The organism is Chryseobacterium sp. ISL-6, assembly GCF_018613715.1.
In the GTDB taxonomy this organism is placed as follows: Bacteria; Bacteroidota; Bacteroidia; order Flavobacteriales; family Weeksellaceae; genus Chryseobacterium; species Chryseobacterium paludis.
The window spans coordinates 554,129-570,667 of the sequence record NZ_JAGGPT010000001.1; the positions used below are offsets into that span (position 1 = coordinate 554,129).

A 16,539-nucleotide genomic window follows, 5' to 3' on the forward strand; every position below is an offset into this window, starting at 1 on the left:
TTGATAAGTTACAAATGATAATTAATAGTAGTGACTAATCATCTTTAAGCCCTTGAATCTTGTAATATTTAATTGCCTAAATCCTACTATCGCTTAATTACAAATCAACTAAAGTACCAACATTTTCTCCGTCTACGATTTTTCCTAAATTACCATCCTTATTCATATCAAAAACAATAATCGGTAATTTATTTTCATGACTTAAAGTAAATGCAGTCATATCCATCACTTTAAGGTTTTTTTCAAAAACTTCATCGAAAGATAAAGAATTATATTTTACAGCGTTTACATTTTTTTCAGGATCACTATCGTAAATTCCATCTACTCTTGTTCCCTTTAAAATGACATCAGCACCAATTTCAATTGCTCTCAATGTTGCTGCGGTATCTGTTGTAAAATAAGGGTTTCCAGTGCCAGCTCCAAAAATAACAACTCTCCCCTTTTCTAGGTGTCTTACGGCACGTCTTTTAATAAAAGGTTCAGCTACTTTATCCATCTCAATAGCTGACTGAAGTCTTGTTTTGATTCCGACATCTTCCAAAGCACCCTGTAGAGCCATTCCATTGATTACTGTTGCCAGCATCCCCATATAGTCACCCTGTACCCTGTCCATCCCTTTTGCAGCACCTGCTACTCCACGGAATATATTTCCTCCTCCAATTACAATGGCAACTTCACAACCTTTATCTACTACTTTTTTTATTTCAACAGCATATTCCTGTAGCCTGTCATTATCAATACCATATTGTCTATTCCCCATTAAGGCTTCACCACTAAGTTTTAGAAGGATTCTTTTATATTTCATTTTTAATTTTTAATAACTTTTTTAATAGGGCTTATTTCCCTGAAATTTGATTTTGCAAATATAATCATTAAAAATATTGGAGAAAGAAAAATATTTAGCTGTAAATAATGTGGGAAATATTTTGACAACTACAAAAAAGGATTATTTTTGCAATAATTATAAACTGAATTGAAGAAAATTATCATTCTTTCATTATTTCTGTCAGGAATTGTTTCTTTTGCACAAACGGGAACAAATGTTTATCCATTCTTAAACATTCCCGTATCTGCCAGACAAGCTGCATTAGGTGGCGATGCAATTACTATAAGAGATTATGATGTTTCCTTTGCTATTGCAAATCCGGCTTTACTTAATAAGGACTCAGACAAACAGCTTTCTGTGAACGGAGCTGCGTACCTCGCAGATTCTAAATATGGAACTATTGCTTTTGCTAAAGACTTTGATAATGGCCATATGGCTACGATCAATGCTCGATATATGAGCTATGGTGATATCCCCAGAACAGATGAAAGTGGTTTTGAAAATGGGCAATTCACGGCTTCTGATGTTGCTGTAGGTGCAGGTTATGCTTATCAGTTTGAAGAAGACTGGACAATTGGAGGTGGAATTAATTTTATCACTTCAAAAATTGATACTTATACTTCATCAGCGCTTTCAGGTACTGCAGGGATAACGTATCATAATAAGAAAAATAAAGAAGTCGTTTCCCTTGTTGCCAGAAATTTCGGATACCAGTTTAAATCCTTTAATGGAACAAGAGAAGATCTTCCGTTCCGTATCGATTTAGGATACACCAAAATATTAAAGGCAATTCCTCTTGCTATTACGATTACGGCACACGATTTACAACAATTCGATATCTCTTCACAGTTTAATGTAGACGGCCAGGAAGTTAATGTAGGAAGAAAAATTGCTGATCACTTTTCAATAGGCGCTGAGTTATTCCCTGAAAAGAACTTTAACATCCGACTGGGATATAATGTAAAAAGAGGTAATGAACTTGCTGTAGCAGACCAAAGAAACTTCTCTGGTTTATCTGGTGGATTTGGAATTAAGATTTCAAAATTCCGAATTGACTATGCACATGTAAGGTATCATAACTCTTCTAATGTGAATCAAATAGGAATCTCTATGGACCTTAGCGGACACCGCTACTAAAACTTTTTCAACATTTAATTTTCCATTTCCTTGATTTTTTAAAAAAAATCTTGAAATTTGTGGTATGAAAAAACCAGTAATAGCTATCGATGGGTACTCGTCTACCGGAAAAAGTTCAATATCAAAGGTCATTGCTGACAAATTGGGGCTTATTCATTTAGATACAGGGGCGCTTTATAGAGGAGTTACCTGGTTTGCTTTGCAAAATTGTAAGAACGAAAATGGTTCTATAGACCTAAACCTACTCTTTTCATCGTTACATAAAATTCATTTGGAATTTAAAAATAACAATGGTGAACTTGTTCTTTACCTTAATCATAATGATATTTCGAAAGAGATACGTAGCAATGAAGTTTCCGATAATGTAAGTCTTGTTGCCAAGCAAAAAGAAGTACGTGATTTTCTATTGCAATCACAACGATCTATTGCCGAAAAAGGCGGAGTTATAATGGATGGCAGAGATATCGGAACTATTGTCTTACCTGATGCTGATTTTAAATTTTTCCTGACAGCCAGTATTGATGAAAGAACAAAAAGAAGATATAATGAACTTTTAAGTTTAGATATAGAAGCTAATGAGCAGCAGGTAAAGGAAAATCTTATCGAAAGAGATAAAATAGACAGTGAGAGGGAGATTGCGCCATTAAAAAAAGCGGAAGACGCTATTATCATTGACAATACAGAACTTTCCAAAAAGGAAACTATTGAGGCGATACTGGCCTATATCAGAAAGATTTAACAATATTTAATAAGAACAATCCGTCATTTGGTATATTAATTGTAATATTTATCACAGTAAAAAACTAATATTATTAACTATTAAAAAAAACAAGAAATGTCAAGAAAAGGAAACAATACAGCAGGTATATTAGCAGGTCTTCTTGCAGGTGCAGCAGCGGGTGTAGTACTGGGAATGCTTTACGCACCGGAAGAAGGAAAAGAAACTAGAAAAAAAATAAAGACTAAAGCTAACGATCTTAAAGATCAGGCTAAAAGCAAGTACGGAGAAGTTTCTGAAAGAGTAAAAGATCAGTATGGTAATATATCTTCTACCTTCAAAGAAACAGCAAATAGTGTTGCTCACACCGTAAAAGATGGATACGACAAATATAAAGATCAGATTGTTTCTAAAACTACTGATGTAGTAAAAGATGTAGAAGCAGAATTGAACGATCTTAAATAGTAATAATTTTCAATTAATTTTTAAATTATGAAAGGGACTTTTTGCATTAAAGTTCCTTTTTTTGTAACTTTAAAAAAAAACAGATGATAGAAACTATTAAAGAATATGCATCTAAGAGAATAGATCTACTTAAAATAGAAGCTACCGAAAAGTCATCACTTTCCGCAGGTATGATTACCTATCTGGTTGTATTACTTGTTGCTTTTGCCTTTTTTATTATTCTTTTTAACTTTGGAATTGCATTTCTTATAGGTAAGGCAATGGATAATTATTCTTACGGATTTTTAATTGTTGCTGCGTTCTACCTTGCAGTAATGATTCTTGTTATTCTATTTAAAAAGAGAATAGTAAATTCCGTGGCAGATCAAGTTATTAAATTTTTAAATCATTAACCAATGGGCAGAAACTATGAAAGTTTAAAAGAATTAAGAATAAAAAAGAAATTACTGAAAGAGGAATTAGGTGATTTGGAAAACCTTCTTACATTCAAAAATACAAAGGAAAGTTTAAGCGCATTTACGAATGGTTTAACTGATCAGTATTTACAAGAAAAAGTAGATGAAGATGGTGATGAAAAGATTGTTTTGAGAAAAGATGTTATTGCAAAGCAGCTTACTTCTGAAGTAAAAGATATGCTTATTAGTAAAAATACGGCTATGGGAATTGCAAGTTCTGCATTGTCAGGAAATGCATTAGATGGTATTATTAGGTTGGGTGCCACTGCTTTAGTTGGAAATTATGCAAAGAAAAATATGCGCAGCTCCAACTGGAAAAAGAAATTATTGGGTGTTGCAATGATCTATCTGGCGCCGATTGCCTTAAAATATGTCAGAAAAAAGCTTGAAAGCTATCAAAAAAATAAAAGTGTATCCAGTATGGAACAACTTATATAAGTTTAAAATTTAAAACCGCATTTCAGCGGTTTTTTTTATTTTTCAGATGCAAACAATTGTCCCAATATTATTCCCGCAGCCATTGATACATTTAGACTCTCTGTAGACTGAGACTTTCCAAATCTTGGAATACTTATGCTCTTATGAAGTAATTTTTCGGTTTCGGGACGCATTCCATTTCCTTCATTTCCCAGGATTAGATTTAATTTATGAGGCTTTTCAAACTGATAAATATTTTCTCCATCCATATCAGTTCCTATATTTATATTATCCGTCTCAGAAAGATACTCTACAAGATCACAGTATACAATATTTACTCTCGTAAAAGATCCCATACTGGCTTGGATCACTTTAGGATTATAGAAATCCACAGTATCCTCACTACAAATAATCTGTTCTATTCCAAACCAATCTGCCAGACGAATGATAGTGCCTAAATTTCCAGGATCCTGAATCCCATCCAGTACAAGCTGAATATTTTGATCTGTTATTTTTTTTTCAGGCTCAATATGGCAAACAGCAATAGAATCTTTAGGTGTTTTCAGAAAACTAACTTTTTTCAACTCATTTTCAGATATATGAGTCATCATTATTCCCGGAAAATCCAATTTATGTGGATCCGTAGATAATATTTCTTTAATTTTAAAGTTAGAATTCGGAAGTTCAGAAATGATTTTATTACCTTCAACCAAAAACAAATTGTATTTTTGTCTGAACTTCTTTTTATCTAAAGACTGTAAAATTTTTATTGTATGAGCTGTAAGCATTATAAGAATTCTCCTCAAAAATATTATAAAATTATATCATTTGCAACATTTATTGCTCTTCTTTGTGCTTGTAGTACTACAAAAAAAGTTCCTGATGGTGAATATTTGCTTACAGAAAACAAATTTAATTTTGAAGATCAAAAAGAAGCTTTTGACAGTGAGTTAAAGGGTTATGTACAGCAAAAACCTAATAAAAAACAATTCCTGTTTATGCCATTAGGGTTATGGTTATATAATGCAGCTAATCCTAAATACGATACTATTCTTAATGAATACATGACCTACCCTAGTGAAATGCGAACTCAAAAATTAAGAGATTCTCTTTTCATTAAGTACAACATGAAAAGCAGCATAGGAAAAAGCTTATTACTTGACAGATTATACCACAACTGGGGTGCAGCACCTGTTATTCTGGATCAGACAAAAGTTGAGAAAGGAGCTGAATCTATTAATAAAAGACTTACCTACAGAGGATACTGGGATGGTGAAGTGAAATTTAAGACAAAGATTGATTCAGCAGCAAAAAAGGCAGCAGTTACTTATTTTATCACTCATAATGATCCAACTTATATCAAAGAATATTATTACAATATTCCAGATCCGGTTGTTCATAATATATATCAGCAAAAGATTCATGAAACCCTTATCAGATCAGGGCAGGTTCTGGATCAGACAGTACTTGAAAAGGAAGTAATGAGGATCAATGAGATCATGAAAGATTATGGCTATTATAGGTTTAATAATTTTAATGATGAAGTTTATTTTGTTGCTGATTCATTAAAAAGCAGAAAACAGGTACCTCTTACTTTAGAGATTCACAATGATTCTATTGATACTCCATATAAAGTGGCTACAATTGGCAATATTGATGTTGCTATAGTAAATGAGGCAGGAGATTTTCGTAAAAATACAGCGAAGGACAGTTTAAGAGGAATCAGATTTCATAAGGTTAATAATAAATATCAGACACGATCTATATGGAGAAATATTATTGTCGGTCATAAACAAATATATGATCAGAAGAAACTTGATCTGACCAAAAGAAATATTTTGTCAATGAATAACTTCACCATTCTGAAAGCTAAAGATTCTTTAAGACAGGGCGGCGAAGGATCTCCAAATGACAGTATTATTGATGTCTTGTATTTGCTGAAACCGCTGCCCAAATATGAATTAAAAGTGGGAACAGATATTAATTATTCTCAAATATTAAATTTAGGAATCTCACCTTCTATTGATCTTACCACAAGAAATATTTTTAAAGGCGCAGAAAACCTTTCAACAAGTTTATCGGGGACATTTGGGTCGATAAGAAGTACCAAGGATATTAGCCAGAGAATTTTAGCTTATGAACTATCTGCACAGGCATCAATTAATTTTCCAAGACTTTTGCTACCTTTTGATTATTATAAATTGATCCCTAAAAGATACAGTCCAACATCATCTATTGTTCTGGGTGCCACCGTACAAAATAATATAGGTTTAGGAAGGGTTAACTTTAATACAGGATTAAATTATCTGGCAACAGTAAATGATAAAGTATCTCATAGGTTAACACTTTTCAACACACAGTTAAGTTTAACAAAGAATAAATCGGCTTATTATGATTTTTTTACCAATGATAATGAGTTAAGAAAAGAAATATTTACTAATTACTTTCAAAGCGGCCCGGTAGGTCAGTCAACGGAAACTAAATATTTGGCCGGACAGCTTACAATTGATGAAGTTTCCCAACAAATTGTAACTGATACCAATTACATTACAAGTCTTGATCAAAAAGGAAGGGATCTTTTTACCGCATTTACAGGAACCCTGGTCAATAAGGACAGACAAACTCAAGATGTTCTGATTTCATCTATGATCTATAATTATGTGTATAATGAGATCGGAAAAAAGGAATACCCTAATGCATTTTATTTTAATGGAAAGGTAGAATTGGCAGGTAATATATTGAGTATATTTAACCAGAAAAGAGATGATGGAGGGGTTGTAACCAGCCCGCAAAGAACTATTTTCGGAGTACCTTATGCTCAGTTTGTGAAATTCGACTTTGACGTAAGAAAGTATTTTAAATTTAATGGAAATCAAACCTTGGTTCTTCGACAGTTTATTGGTGTAGGAATTCCTTACGGAAATTCCACTTCAATGCCTGTGATAAGATCTTATTTCAATGGAGGTTCCAATGACATCAGAGCCTGGGTTGCTTTTGGTGGTTTAGGTCCTGCTGATTCTCAGATTGATGAAAGGGTTCGAACCTACATGACGGATAATTTAAAACTGACAACCAATATCGAATATCGAATTCCTTTTACTGATATGTATGAGGGAGCTTTATTCACCGATATTGGTAACACATGGAGTCTTCGTAATTATAATGACGGATATGGTGATGAATTTAAATTCAATAAATTCTTAGGCCAGGTTGGTGTTGGTAGTGGATTTGGATTAAGAGTGAATGTAGCTTATATTACTTTAAGGCTAGATTTTGCTTACAAGATCTATGATCCCAATAAACCTAATGGAGACCGATGGAGATTTAAAGATTTCCAACCTTTCAAGCCAACATTAAATATCGCATTTGGTTATCCTTTCTAATCAGGAGAAATTCCCAGTAAAAAATACACTACAGCAATCATTCTGGCGAATATTTCTCTGAATTGGTTTCTGTAGTAACTTTCAGGTTTATTAACATCTTGTGCATCAAAACCTAAAGCATTCATATTATTATTTCTTGCAAAAAATAAAGCACGTAGATTATGAAAACCCTGTGAAACAATGATTACATTATTTTCCTTATAAATGTCTTTACAGCGTAAAATACTTTTGTAGGTGTTAAAACCTTTGGGATCTTCTATGATAATTTCTTCAGGTACCCCTTCCTGATAGACTAAATAGTTTTTCATCGCTGCCGGTTCGTTATACCCTTTGCTTTTTTCGCCACTTACAATTATCTTTCTAATTTTTCCATGGTGATAGAGTAAAGCAGCAGCATCCATCCTCTTTGTGAAATAAGGATTAGATAAGCCTGATCTCATTTTAGGAGATGTTCCTAACACTAAAGCAATTTCGCGTGGTGGTATTTTTGATATTTTGGTATAGGTCCTACCATTAGTAAGAGCAAAAACCCATGCATTAGCAAGACATATCACTAGAATTCCAATTTCTATTGATGATATAATAAGATTAAATATGTTTCTTACAACTCTCAAATGAGATCAAAGTTAAGCTTTATTTTCTTACTTTTTGCAATAGACATGCAAGCTAATATTTTTCCTTGCGATTCTTCTTTTTCGGTCAAATATTCATTCTCTAGTAATTCAACTTCTCCTTCTTCCAGATAACATTCGCAGCTCCCACAGATTCCTGATTTACAGGAATACGGAACTTGGAATTTTTGAATAAGTAATTGCTGTAGAATTTTCTCTCTATTATCAGGAAGTTCTGTCGAATATTTTTGCCCCTGTATCTTAAAGTCTACTTCCACATTTTCTATTAATGGAAATTCTTTTTCTATAGGATATATATCATCATTAAATTCTTCGAAAAGCTCAAAATGAATATTTTTTTTGGGAATACCATGATGGTAACAAGCATTTGCAAGGGTTTTGATCATCTCTCCTTTTCCACAAATCAAAACTTCATCTACAGCATCCCAAATGGTAGATTCTTCATCTGTATCATCAAGATGTAAAATCTGGTTGATAATTAAATTTAATTTTTTAGCATCCAGCCTGCCATAGAAAAATTGATCCGGAGTTTTTTCCTTAGAAAAAAAATAAAAAATTTGTAATCTATTATTATGTTTCCGTGCAAGATTATCCAGAAGATCTCTGTAAACTAATTCCTCAGAACTCTTGTTTCCAAAGAATAAGAACAATCTCGTTCGTGGTTCATTATGGAGAATATTTTTAAAATGACTTAAAACAGGGGTGATACCAATTCCTGCAGCAAAGGCGATAATTGTTCTGAACTCACTCGGTTTTGATACTAAAGTAAATCTACCACTTGGCTCACTGATTAGTAATTGATCGCCTACATTGTAATTTCTAAAGAGTTCTGAAGTTGCTCCTTCAGATGAATTTATCTTTATTCCTAAACTTATCTTTTTCTCATAAGGAGCCGAAGTCATTGAATAATCATTAACGATATCTTCTCCGTGAGACTGAAATTTAATACTAACAAACTGCCCTGCTTCAAATCGAAAATTCTCTTGTAAATTCTCCGGAATTTCGAATTCCAGAGAAAAAGTATTTTTGGTCAGGTCTTCCTTTTTCGCTATTTTTAACCAATGAAACTGCGTAAGTTTCCCTTTATAGATTTGTTGTTCCATACTTCAAATTCAAAAATACTAAAATAATTATGAAGAAGATAATTTTATCAACGCTTGTTATTATTACACTGGTAAGCTGTAAAAAAGAAAATCAAAAAATTGATGATACAGTAAGTCCTAAAGATTCAATTTCTGTCGTAGACAACAATGGATCTGGTAATACAGCATATATTTCCAAAGAAATTTTACCTAATAATATAGGTGATTATCTTGCTAAAAATAATGATACGTTGTATGTCACCAACTTCTTTGCTACCTGGTGCGGGCCGTGTATGAAAGAAATTCCTCATTTCAAGAAAAAGATGGAGGAATTAAAAGGAAAACCTGTTAAATTCACTTTCGTTAATCTGGATGATCAGTCTGAATGGAATACCTCCGTTAAGAAATTCGCAGAGGAAAACGATCTAGCAAAAAATATTGTTTTATTGGATGGAAAAAAGCTGGATCAGAATTTCTTCCCTAAAAATTTCAAGCAATGGGATGGCGGATCTATTCCTTTTACATACATGAGAAAAGGGACTAAAACTGATGAGTCTTTGGGAATGATGAGTGAAGAACTTTTAGATTCAAAAATCAGTTCATTTTTAAAATAAAATCCTACAGAATTATTTCTGAACAATGTCTAAAAAATTTAAAATCCTGTGTTCATTATTTGTAGTCGCTATTATTATTACTGCGATTATCAATATGAATACAGGATTTTTAAGCTTAGAACTCCAGGACTTTTTTTACAATTCACCCAATAGTCAAATTGCAGATATTCGAATCAATCGAGTATTGGTAATGCTTTTAGCGGGTTTATCAATTCCTACTTCAGGTTTTCTGATGCAGGAATATTTCCAAAATCCATTAGCAGGTCCTGATATATTAGGAATCACATCAGTAGCAAGTTTATCCGTTTCGTTTTATATTTTCTTTTCACATGATATTTTGCTCCCTGAATTTTTACAAAATAGTTTTCTAAGCTTATCAGCAATTGTTGGCAGCTTATTATTAATGTTGGTTCTATTATCTATTTCCAATAAATTCCAGGACAAATCATATCTGATCATTTTTGGTTTTTTGGTTTCTGCTTTAGCCGGAGCGATTGTCTCATTACTTCAATTATATGCAGAAAATCAGAACTTAAAAAACTATATTCTATGGTCTTTCGGGGCTAATAATATGGTAACTAGAAATCAGATTTTAGTATTATTGATTTTAGTATTATTAGGTTTGTTTATGTCCTTCAAAACGATAAAACCACTTATAGGAAACTCATTGGGAAGTTCATATGCTCAAAGCTTGGGTGTGAACCTGCATCATCTGAAATTATCGATAATTGTAGCATCTTCCCTCCTATCGGCATCAATTACAGCCTTTTTGGGACCTATTTTATTTATTGGGATTATTGTTCCCCATTTTTGCAGATTAATTTATAACCCCGCAAAACTATGGCAGCAATGGATATTAAATATGATGCTTGGAATGCTTATGATGCTGGTATTTTCAATTATAGCAGAAAAAAGTCAGATTCCTTTAAATGTGATAAGCTCTATATTTGGAATACCTGTAATTTTGGTGATGCTCTTGAAGCAAAGTAAAGTTTAGAGTACAATTAAAGAAAAAGATGAAGATTAGATCTTAGAATATGAATTTTATTATTTCAAAAAATGGTTTAAATTCCTATGGAATAACTCCTAACATTTGTCATTCTGAAAGAATCTAAAGGAAGTACATAGAAGAACGCAAGTTCATAGATTTGTACCAATAAAATAAGTACCCTTATTAGAATAAGCTAGATAAACAATGAGTATAAGAGTATCACAAAAAAAATTAATTACTATTCACATCTTTCTATTTGTGTTTGGTATTGCTTTTTTGGAATTATCTAGTAGGTTTAGATTTAATAAAGATCTACATTGGATCTATTCAGCAGGGCGTAATTATCATTTTCTGATTACTTTACCATTATGTTTCTGTGGTTCTCTTGCTTTAGCTATTTACAGTTTATGGAAGGGAAAAGAAAATAAATTTTTATATTTAATCTTTAGTGCAATACCACTTATTTTATTTTTGATAATGATTTATCTAACTTATTAAAATTCAACATGCACCTACAAATCAAACAAGCAACTATCGGCTATGATAAGTCTTTAATTTCAGATGTTCATATAAATTTGAACCTGGGAGATGTATGCTTGTTAATTGGAAATAATGGTGTAGGAAAAACTACTTTAATTAAGTCCATTCTTCACCAGACGCTCTTATTAGGAGGAGACATCCTAATTAACAATAGAAATATAAAAACACTTTCTGTTAAAGAGATCGCAGAAAATATCGCGGTTGTGTTTTCAAAGGCTCTTATCCCTCAAAATTATACGGTGGAAGATCTTATTTCATTAGGTAAATATATTTATTACCCCTATTATTTTGAACTCAAAAAAGAGGATAAACAAGAGGTATCAAATATCATTGATGAACTGGACCTGGATCAATATAAACATGTTCTGCTTAAAAACCTTTCAGATGGCAATCTTCAAAAAGCATTCATAGGTCGTGCTATAGCACAAAATTCACCTATTATCATTTTGGATGAACCAACTACTCATCTTGATGAAAAAAATAAATTAATTATTCTTAAAACACTTCGAAAATTGGCCAAAGAACAAAATAAACTGATTTTGTTTTCCTCTCACGACTGGCGACTGGCAAAAGAGTTCGCAGATAAGATATGGTACGTAAAGGATACTCTGCTATACTCAGGAATTGTTGAGGATATACTTCTTCAGCATGAAGAGCTTATTAATGTCTCTTTATTTCAGGTAAACGAGCGTTTTATTGCACCAGCAATTGTTGCTCCCGCCATTCATAGGGAAATGTTGTATTCATTACTTCAAAAAAACTTCCAAAAAGACCTTTCTTCTTTCCAATTTGACTTCCAGGATAACTTTTGGGTTATTTCTCATCATAACACAAAACAGCAATGCGAATCCTTTGAGGAAATCATCGATTACATCAAGAACATTCATTAATACTTAGTTTTTATTAAAAATTTCATATACTATGCATGCATAGTATTATGCTACTCATACAATTTAATCGACTTACTACCAGATTGTTAACAAATTTTAACGTTAATAAATACTATGCATGCATAATATTTACTAAATTTGATAAAAACCTATTACCACAAAAATGATGGATAATAACAAGGAAAAAATAGAAAACGTAGATCTGGTCCTGAAACAAACTTGGCTGGCTGTATCTAAAATGTATACAGAACTGGCTCAGGAACATGATTCTACAGCAGTTCAAGCTCTCACACTTCTTAAAATAGATCCTAAAGAAGGCACAAGAAGTACTAATCTTGGTCCTAAAATGGCCATTGAACCAACATCTTTAACCAGGATTATAAAACTATTGGAAGACAATGGTTACATCTATAAGGAAAAGACAACCACTGATAAGAGAGAAGTTATTATAAAACTTACTGATAAAGGATTAAACTCCAGAAATCTCTCTAAAGAAGTTGTCGTAAGCTTTAATAAAAGAGTTATGGAAAAGATTGCTCCCGAAAAATTGGAAACCTTCAAAGAGGTTATGCATGAAATCATGAAAATTGCAAACGATCTAAATAATAGAAAATAAATTAAACTGAAACCGAAAGGTTCCATGTGACAAAATAAAAATAAACAATAAATAGTTTACAAATGAAAAGAAGAATCAAACACGTAACGGTTCTTGGTTCAGGAATCATGGGAAGCGGTATTGCAGCTCACTTTGCCAATATTGGTGTAGAAGTTTTGCTGTTGGATATTGTTCCTTTTGAATTAACTGAAGCGGAGCAAAAAAAAGGTTTGACCAAAGATGATAAAGCGGTGAGAAACAGAATTGCTGCAGAAAACTTTGAAAAACTTAAAAAGGCGAGCCCTGCACTACTCTATTCTCCAAAATTTGCAGATAGAATTAAAGTGGGGAACTTTGATGATGATTTACAGACAATAAAAAATACAGACTGGATTATTGAAGTTGTTGTTGAAAAACTAGACATCAAAAAATCAGTTTATGAAAAAATTGAACAATTCAGAAAACCGGGAACATTAATTTCTTCTAATACATCCGGAATTCCTATTCATTTTCTAACAGAAGGAAGAAGCGAGGATTTTAAAAAGTATTTTGCGGGAACCCACTTCTTTAATCCTGTAAGGTATCTTCCTCTTTTGGAGATTATTCCAACAAATGATACAGATCCTGAAATTATAGATTTCTATATGACCTATGGAGCTAAATTTTTAGGTAAAACAACTGTTTTAGCAAAAGATACTCCAGCATTCATTGCCAATAGAATTGGGGTATTCTCTATGATGGATCTTCTTCATAACGTACAAAAATTAGGTTTAAACGTTTCTGATGTTGATAAATTAACAGGCCCTGTAATTGGTCGTCCAAAATCTGCGACTTTCAGAACGGCTGACGTTGTTGGTTTAGATACATTGGTTATGGTGGCTAATGGCGTTCGCCAAAGTGGTGCTGAAGCTAATAATTTTAATGATGTATTTGCTTTACCTGATTATATCCAGAAAATGATGGATAACAAATGGTTAGGATCCAAGACTCAACAGGGATTCTATAAGAAGGTGAAGAACGCAGAAGGAAAATCTGAAATTCATGGATTAAATCTTGATACTTTAGAATATGAACTTCAAGGAAAATCCTCTTTCCCTACTCTGGAATTAACAAAAGCTATTGATAAACCAATTGACAGATTTAAAGTTTTAATTGGTGGAAAAGATAAGGCAGGAGAACTATACAGAAAATCTTTAGGAGCGTTATTTGCCTATGTCTCTCATAAAGTTCCTGAAATCTCTGATGATATCTATAAAATTGATGATGCTATGCGGGCTGGTTTCGGATGGGAAAATGGACCATTTGAGATATGGGATGCAGTAGGAATTCAGAAAGGAGTTGAATTGGCTAAAGATGCAGGATATGATGTGTCAGACTGGGCAAAAACCCTGGCAGAAAAAGGAGAAACTTTTTATAAAGTAAATGATGAGGGACAAAGTATCTATTACGATAAAAACTCTGGAAATTACAACAATATCCCAGGTCAGAATGCTTTTATTATTTTAGACAATATCAGAAAGAACAAAACACTTTGGAGTAATTCAGGTGCTGCTATAGAAGATTTAGGAGACGGAATTATCAACTTTGAGATCCGTTCTAAAATGAATTCTCTTGGAGGCGAAGTTCTTGATGGACTAAACAGAGCCATTGATTTAGCAGAAAAAGAATACGACGGTTTAGTAATCGGAAATCAAGGAACTAACTTTTCAGTAGGAGCTAATTTAGCAATGATCCTAATGATGGCTATTGAGCAAGATTGGGATGATCTGAATATGGCCATTGCCTACTTCCAGAAATCAATGATGCGGGTTCGTTATTCTTCAATTCCTGTCGTTGTAGCTCCTCACGGAATGACTCTTGGAGGTGGTTGTGAAATGACTATGCATGCAGACCGGGTAGTTGCTGCTGCTGAAACCTACATTGGTTTAGTAGAAACCGGAGTTGGTGTAATTCCTGGTGGTGGTGGTACTAAAGAATTGACTTTAAGAACTTCTAGAGAATTCCATAGTGATGATGTTAAAAATAACAGACTTCGTGAGGCTTTCATGAATATTGCCATGGGTAAAGTTGCAACATCTGCTTATGAAGCTTATGATATGGGAATCCTTGAAAAAGGAAAAGATATCGTTTCTGTAAGTAAAAACAGACAGATTGCTGAAGCTAAAAAGATTGCAAAATTATTAGCCGAACAGGGGTACACTCAGCCAATCGAACAAAAAGTAAAAGTACTGGGAAGAGACGCGCTTGGAATGTTCTATGTAGGAACAGATCAAATGTTAACAGGAAACTTCATTTCTGAACACGACAAGAAAATTGCAGATAAATTAGCCAATGTAATGGTGGGAGGAAATCTTTCTGAACCAACTGTAGTGACTGAACAATACCTATTGAACCTTGAAAGAGAAACTTTCCTTCAGCTTTGTGGTGAAAGAAAAACGCTTGAAAGAATTCAGTATATGTTACAAAATGGAAAACCGTTAAGAAATTAGGATTTTCAAAAATTAACACACACCTTGTCATTCCGTAGGAATCTAAACTACGTTAAGATGCTTCCAGCATGACAAACTAAGTGTATAATTTTTATAATTAATCAATTAATACTAAAAAAAATGTCAAAGACAGCATATATAGTTAAGGGTTTTAGAACTGCCGTTGGAAAGGCTCCAAAAGGAAGTTTAAGATTTACCAGACCCGATGTAATGGCGGCTACAGTCATTGAAAAATTAATGGCAGAGCTTCCACAATTAGATAAAAACAGAATTGATGACCTTATCGTAGGAAACGCAATGCCTGAAGCTGAACAAGGCCTGAACGTTGCCCGTTTAATTTCTTTAATGGGATTAAATACCGATAAAGTTCCCGGAGTTACTGTCAACAGATACTGTGCATCGGGAAGTGAGGCTATAGCGATTGCTTCAGCAAAAATCCAGGCTGGAATGGCAGATTGTATCATTGCTGGGGGTACAGAATCAATGTCTTATATCCCAATGGGCGGTTATAAGCCAGTTCCTGAAACAGATATAGCAAAGACAAATCCTGATTATTATTGGGGAATGGGCTATACCGCTGAAGAAGTTGCTAAGCAATATAATATTACAAGAGAAGAACAGGATCAGTTTGCTTTTGAATCCCATATGAAAGCTTTAAAAGCTAATGCTGAAGGTAAATTCGCCAACCAGATTGTTTCAATTCCTGTTGAATATAATTTCTTAGACGAAAATCAGAAAATGCAGACTAAAAAGTTTGACTTTTCAGTAGATGAAGGTCCAAGAAAAGATACTTCTTTAGAAGGTTTGGCTAAACTTAGACCTGTTTTTGCAAACGGAGGAAGCGTAACAGCCGGAAACTCTTCTCAAATGAGTGATGGAGCAGCTTTCGTAATGGTAATGAGTGAAGAAATGGTAAAAGAACTTGGTCTTCAACCTGAAGCAAGATTAGTAGCTTATGCTGCGGCTGGTCTTGAACCAAGAATTATGGGTATGGGACCAATCTATGCTATTCCAAAGGCCTTAAAACAAGCAGGCTTAGAATTAAAAGACATTGAACTGATTGAATTAAATGAGGCTTTTGCTTCTCAATCTGTTGCTATAAAAAAAGAATTAGGATTAAATCCTGATATTCTGAATGTAAACGGAGGTGCAATTGCTCTTGGTCACCCACTGGGATGTACAGGAACAAAATTAACCGTTCAGCTACTTGATGAAATGAGAAAGCGCGGAAACAAATATGGAATGGTTTCAATGTGTGTAGGAACAGGACAAGGAGCAGCTTCTATTTTTGAACTACTTTAGAAC

Annotated in this window: 16 protein-coding genes; 12 read left to right on the forward strand and 4 right to left on the reverse strand. The window is 33.3% G+C overall.

What is annotated here, in order from left to right; genetic code table 11:
* Positions 1 to 97 precede the first annotated feature (97 nt).
* Positions 98 to 805 carry a UMP kinase gene (pyrH, locus tag J7E44_RS02595; protein WP_214825331.1) on the reverse strand — a complete coding sequence of 236 codons (708 nt, stop codon included), beginning with the start codon at positions 803 to 805 and terminating at the stop codon, positions 98 to 100.
* Between the two features lie 168 nt (positions 806 to 973).
* On the opposite strand from pyrH, the gene porQ reads away from it, so the two are divergent.
* From porQ to J7E44_RS02620, 5 genes are all read left to right on the forward strand, one after another.
* A complete protein-coding gene (porQ, locus tag J7E44_RS02600; RefSeq protein ID WP_214825333.1) occupies positions 974 to 1,963 on the forward strand; it encodes a type IX secretion system protein PorQ in 990 nt (329 codons plus the stop codon).
* 64 nt (positions 1,964 to 2,027) lie between these two features.
* Complete coding sequence (cmk, locus tag J7E44_RS02605) at positions 2,028 to 2,702, forward strand: (d)CMP kinase (protein WP_214825335.1); 675 nt, start codon at positions 2,028 to 2,030, stop codon at positions 2,700 to 2,702.
* A 96-nt stretch (positions 2,703 to 2,798) separates the two neighbouring features.
* Entirely contained in the window at positions 2,799 to 3,146 is a 348-nt protein-coding gene (locus J7E44_RS02610) for a YtxH domain-containing protein (RefSeq protein WP_214825338.1), read from the forward strand.
* 83 nt (positions 3,147 to 3,229) lie between these two features.
* Positions 3,230 to 3,538 (forward strand): phage holin family protein, encoded by a 309-nt coding sequence (locus tag J7E44_RS02615; RefSeq protein ID WP_214825341.1) that lies wholly within the window; start codon positions 3,230 to 3,232, stop codon positions 3,536 to 3,538.
* 3 nt (positions 3,539 to 3,541) lie between these two features.
* Positions 3,542 to 4,039, forward strand: a complete 498-nt coding sequence (locus J7E44_RS02620) for a phosphoribosyl-ATP pyrophosphatase (RefSeq protein ID WP_214825344.1) — start codon at positions 3,542 to 3,544, stop codon at positions 4,037 to 4,039.
* 35 nt (positions 4,040 to 4,074) lie between these two features.
* Here the strand turns inward: J7E44_RS02620 and J7E44_RS02625 are convergent, their stop codons facing one another.
* Complete coding sequence (locus tag J7E44_RS02625; RefSeq protein WP_214825346.1) at positions 4,075 to 4,806, reverse strand: TrmH family RNA methyltransferase; 732 nt, start codon at positions 4,804 to 4,806, stop codon at positions 4,075 to 4,077.
* On the opposite strand from J7E44_RS02625, the gene tamL reads away from it, so the two are divergent.
* A complete protein-coding gene (gene tamL, locus J7E44_RS02630) occupies positions 4,792 to 7,401 on the forward strand; it encodes a translocation and assembly module lipoprotein TamL (protein ID WP_214825348.1) in 2,610 nt (869 codons plus the stop codon). The genes J7E44_RS02625 and tamL overlap by 15 nt on opposite strands.
* Here tamL and J7E44_RS02635 read toward each other — a convergent pair.
* Positions 7,398 to 7,997, reverse strand: a complete 600-nt coding sequence (locus J7E44_RS02635; RefSeq protein ID WP_390882597.1) for a SanA/YdcF family protein — start codon at positions 7,995 to 7,997, stop codon at positions 7,398 to 7,400. The two genes, tamL and J7E44_RS02635, sit on opposite strands and share 4 nt — an antisense overlap.
* Before the next feature lie 14 nt (positions 7,998 to 8,011).
* A complete protein-coding gene (locus J7E44_RS02640) occupies positions 8,012 to 9,136 on the reverse strand; it encodes a flavin reductase family protein (protein WP_214825352.1) in 1,125 nt (374 codons plus the stop codon).
* A 29-nt stretch (positions 9,137 to 9,165) separates the two neighbouring features.
* Between J7E44_RS02640 and J7E44_RS02645 the strand changes: the two genes are divergently transcribed.
* From J7E44_RS02645 to J7E44_RS02670, 6 genes are all read left to right on the forward strand, one after another.
* Entirely contained in the window at positions 9,166 to 9,729 is a 564-nt protein-coding gene (locus J7E44_RS02645; protein ID WP_214825354.1) for a TlpA family protein disulfide reductase, read from the forward strand.
* A gap of 25 nt (positions 9,730 to 9,754) precedes the next feature.
* Positions 9,755 to 10,726: a FecCD family ABC transporter permease gene (locus J7E44_RS02650; protein ID WP_214825355.1), complete on the forward strand. Its 972-nt coding sequence runs from the start codon at positions 9,755 to 9,757 to the stop codon at positions 10,724 to 10,726.
* A 500-nt stretch (positions 10,727 to 11,226) separates the two neighbouring features.
* A complete protein-coding gene (locus tag J7E44_RS02655) occupies positions 11,227 to 12,150 on the forward strand; it encodes an ABC transporter ATP-binding protein (protein ID WP_214825358.1) in 924 nt (307 codons plus the stop codon).
* Between the two features lie 166 nt (positions 12,151 to 12,316).
* Entirely contained in the window at positions 12,317 to 12,766 is a 450-nt protein-coding gene (locus J7E44_RS02660; protein ID WP_200249134.1) for a MarR family winged helix-turn-helix transcriptional regulator, read from the forward strand.
* Between the two features lie 62 nt (positions 12,767 to 12,828).
* A complete protein-coding gene (locus tag J7E44_RS02665) occupies positions 12,829 to 15,234 on the forward strand; it encodes a 3-hydroxyacyl-CoA dehydrogenase/enoyl-CoA hydratase family protein (RefSeq protein WP_214825361.1) in 2,406 nt (801 codons plus the stop codon).
* A 120-nt stretch (positions 15,235 to 15,354) separates the two neighbouring features.
* Positions 15,355 to 16,536: an acetyl-CoA C-acyltransferase gene (locus tag J7E44_RS02670; RefSeq protein ID WP_214825364.1), complete on the forward strand. Its 1,182-nt coding sequence runs from the start codon at positions 15,355 to 15,357 to the stop codon at positions 16,534 to 16,536.
* The last annotated feature ends 3 nt before the right edge of the window (positions 16,537 to 16,539 follow it).

Bases quoted from the DNA above. Each gene is read 5' to 3' on its own strand.
- J7E44_RS02655 (WP_214825358.1), top strand. From the start codon at position 11,227: ATGCACCTACAAATCAAACAAGCAACTATCGGCTATGATAAGTCTTTA.
- cmk (WP_214825335.1), top strand. From the start codon at position 2,028: ATGAAAAAACCAGTAATAGCTATCGATGGGTACTCGTCTACCGGAAAA.
- J7E44_RS02625 (WP_214825346.1), bottom strand. From the start codon at position 4,806: ATGCTTACAGCTCATACAATAAAAATTTTACAGTCTTTAGATAAAAAG.
- J7E44_RS02615 (WP_214825341.1), top strand. From the start codon at position 3,230: ATGATAGAAACTATTAAAGAATATGCATCTAAGAGAATAGATCTACTT.
- J7E44_RS02620 (WP_214825344.1), top strand. From the start codon at position 3,542: ATGGGCAGAAACTATGAAAGTTTAAAAGAATTAAGAATAAAAAAGAAA.
- J7E44_RS02660 (WP_200249134.1), top strand. From the start codon at position 12,317: ATGGATAATAACAAGGAAAAAATAGAAAACGTAGATCTGGTCCTGAAA.
- J7E44_RS02640 (WP_214825352.1), bottom strand. From the start codon at position 9,136: ATGGAACAACAAATCTATAAAGGGAAACTTACGCAGTTTCATTGGTTA.
- J7E44_RS02670 (WP_214825364.1), top strand. From the start codon at position 15,355: ATGTCAAAGACAGCATATATAGTTAAGGGTTTTAGAACTGCCGTTGGA.
- J7E44_RS02610 (WP_214825338.1), top strand. From the start codon at position 2,799: ATGTCAAGAAAAGGAAACAATACAGCAGGTATATTAGCAGGTCTTCTT.
- J7E44_RS02665 (WP_214825361.1), top strand. From the start codon at position 12,829: ATGAAAAGAAGAATCAAACACGTAACGGTTCTTGGTTCAGGAATCATG.
- J7E44_RS02650 (WP_214825355.1), top strand. From the start codon at position 9,755: ATGTCTAAAAAATTTAAAATCCTGTGTTCATTATTTGTAGTCGCTATT.
- J7E44_RS02645 (WP_214825354.1), top strand. From the start codon at position 9,166: ATGAAGAAGATAATTTTATCAACGCTTGTTATTATTACACTGGTAAGC.
- tamL (WP_214825348.1), top strand. From the start codon at position 4,792: ATGAGCTGTAAGCATTATAAGAATTCTCCTCAAAAATATTATAAAATT.
- pyrH (WP_214825331.1), bottom strand. From the start codon at position 805: ATGAAATATAAAAGAATCCTTCTAAAACTTAGTGGTGAAGCCTTAATG.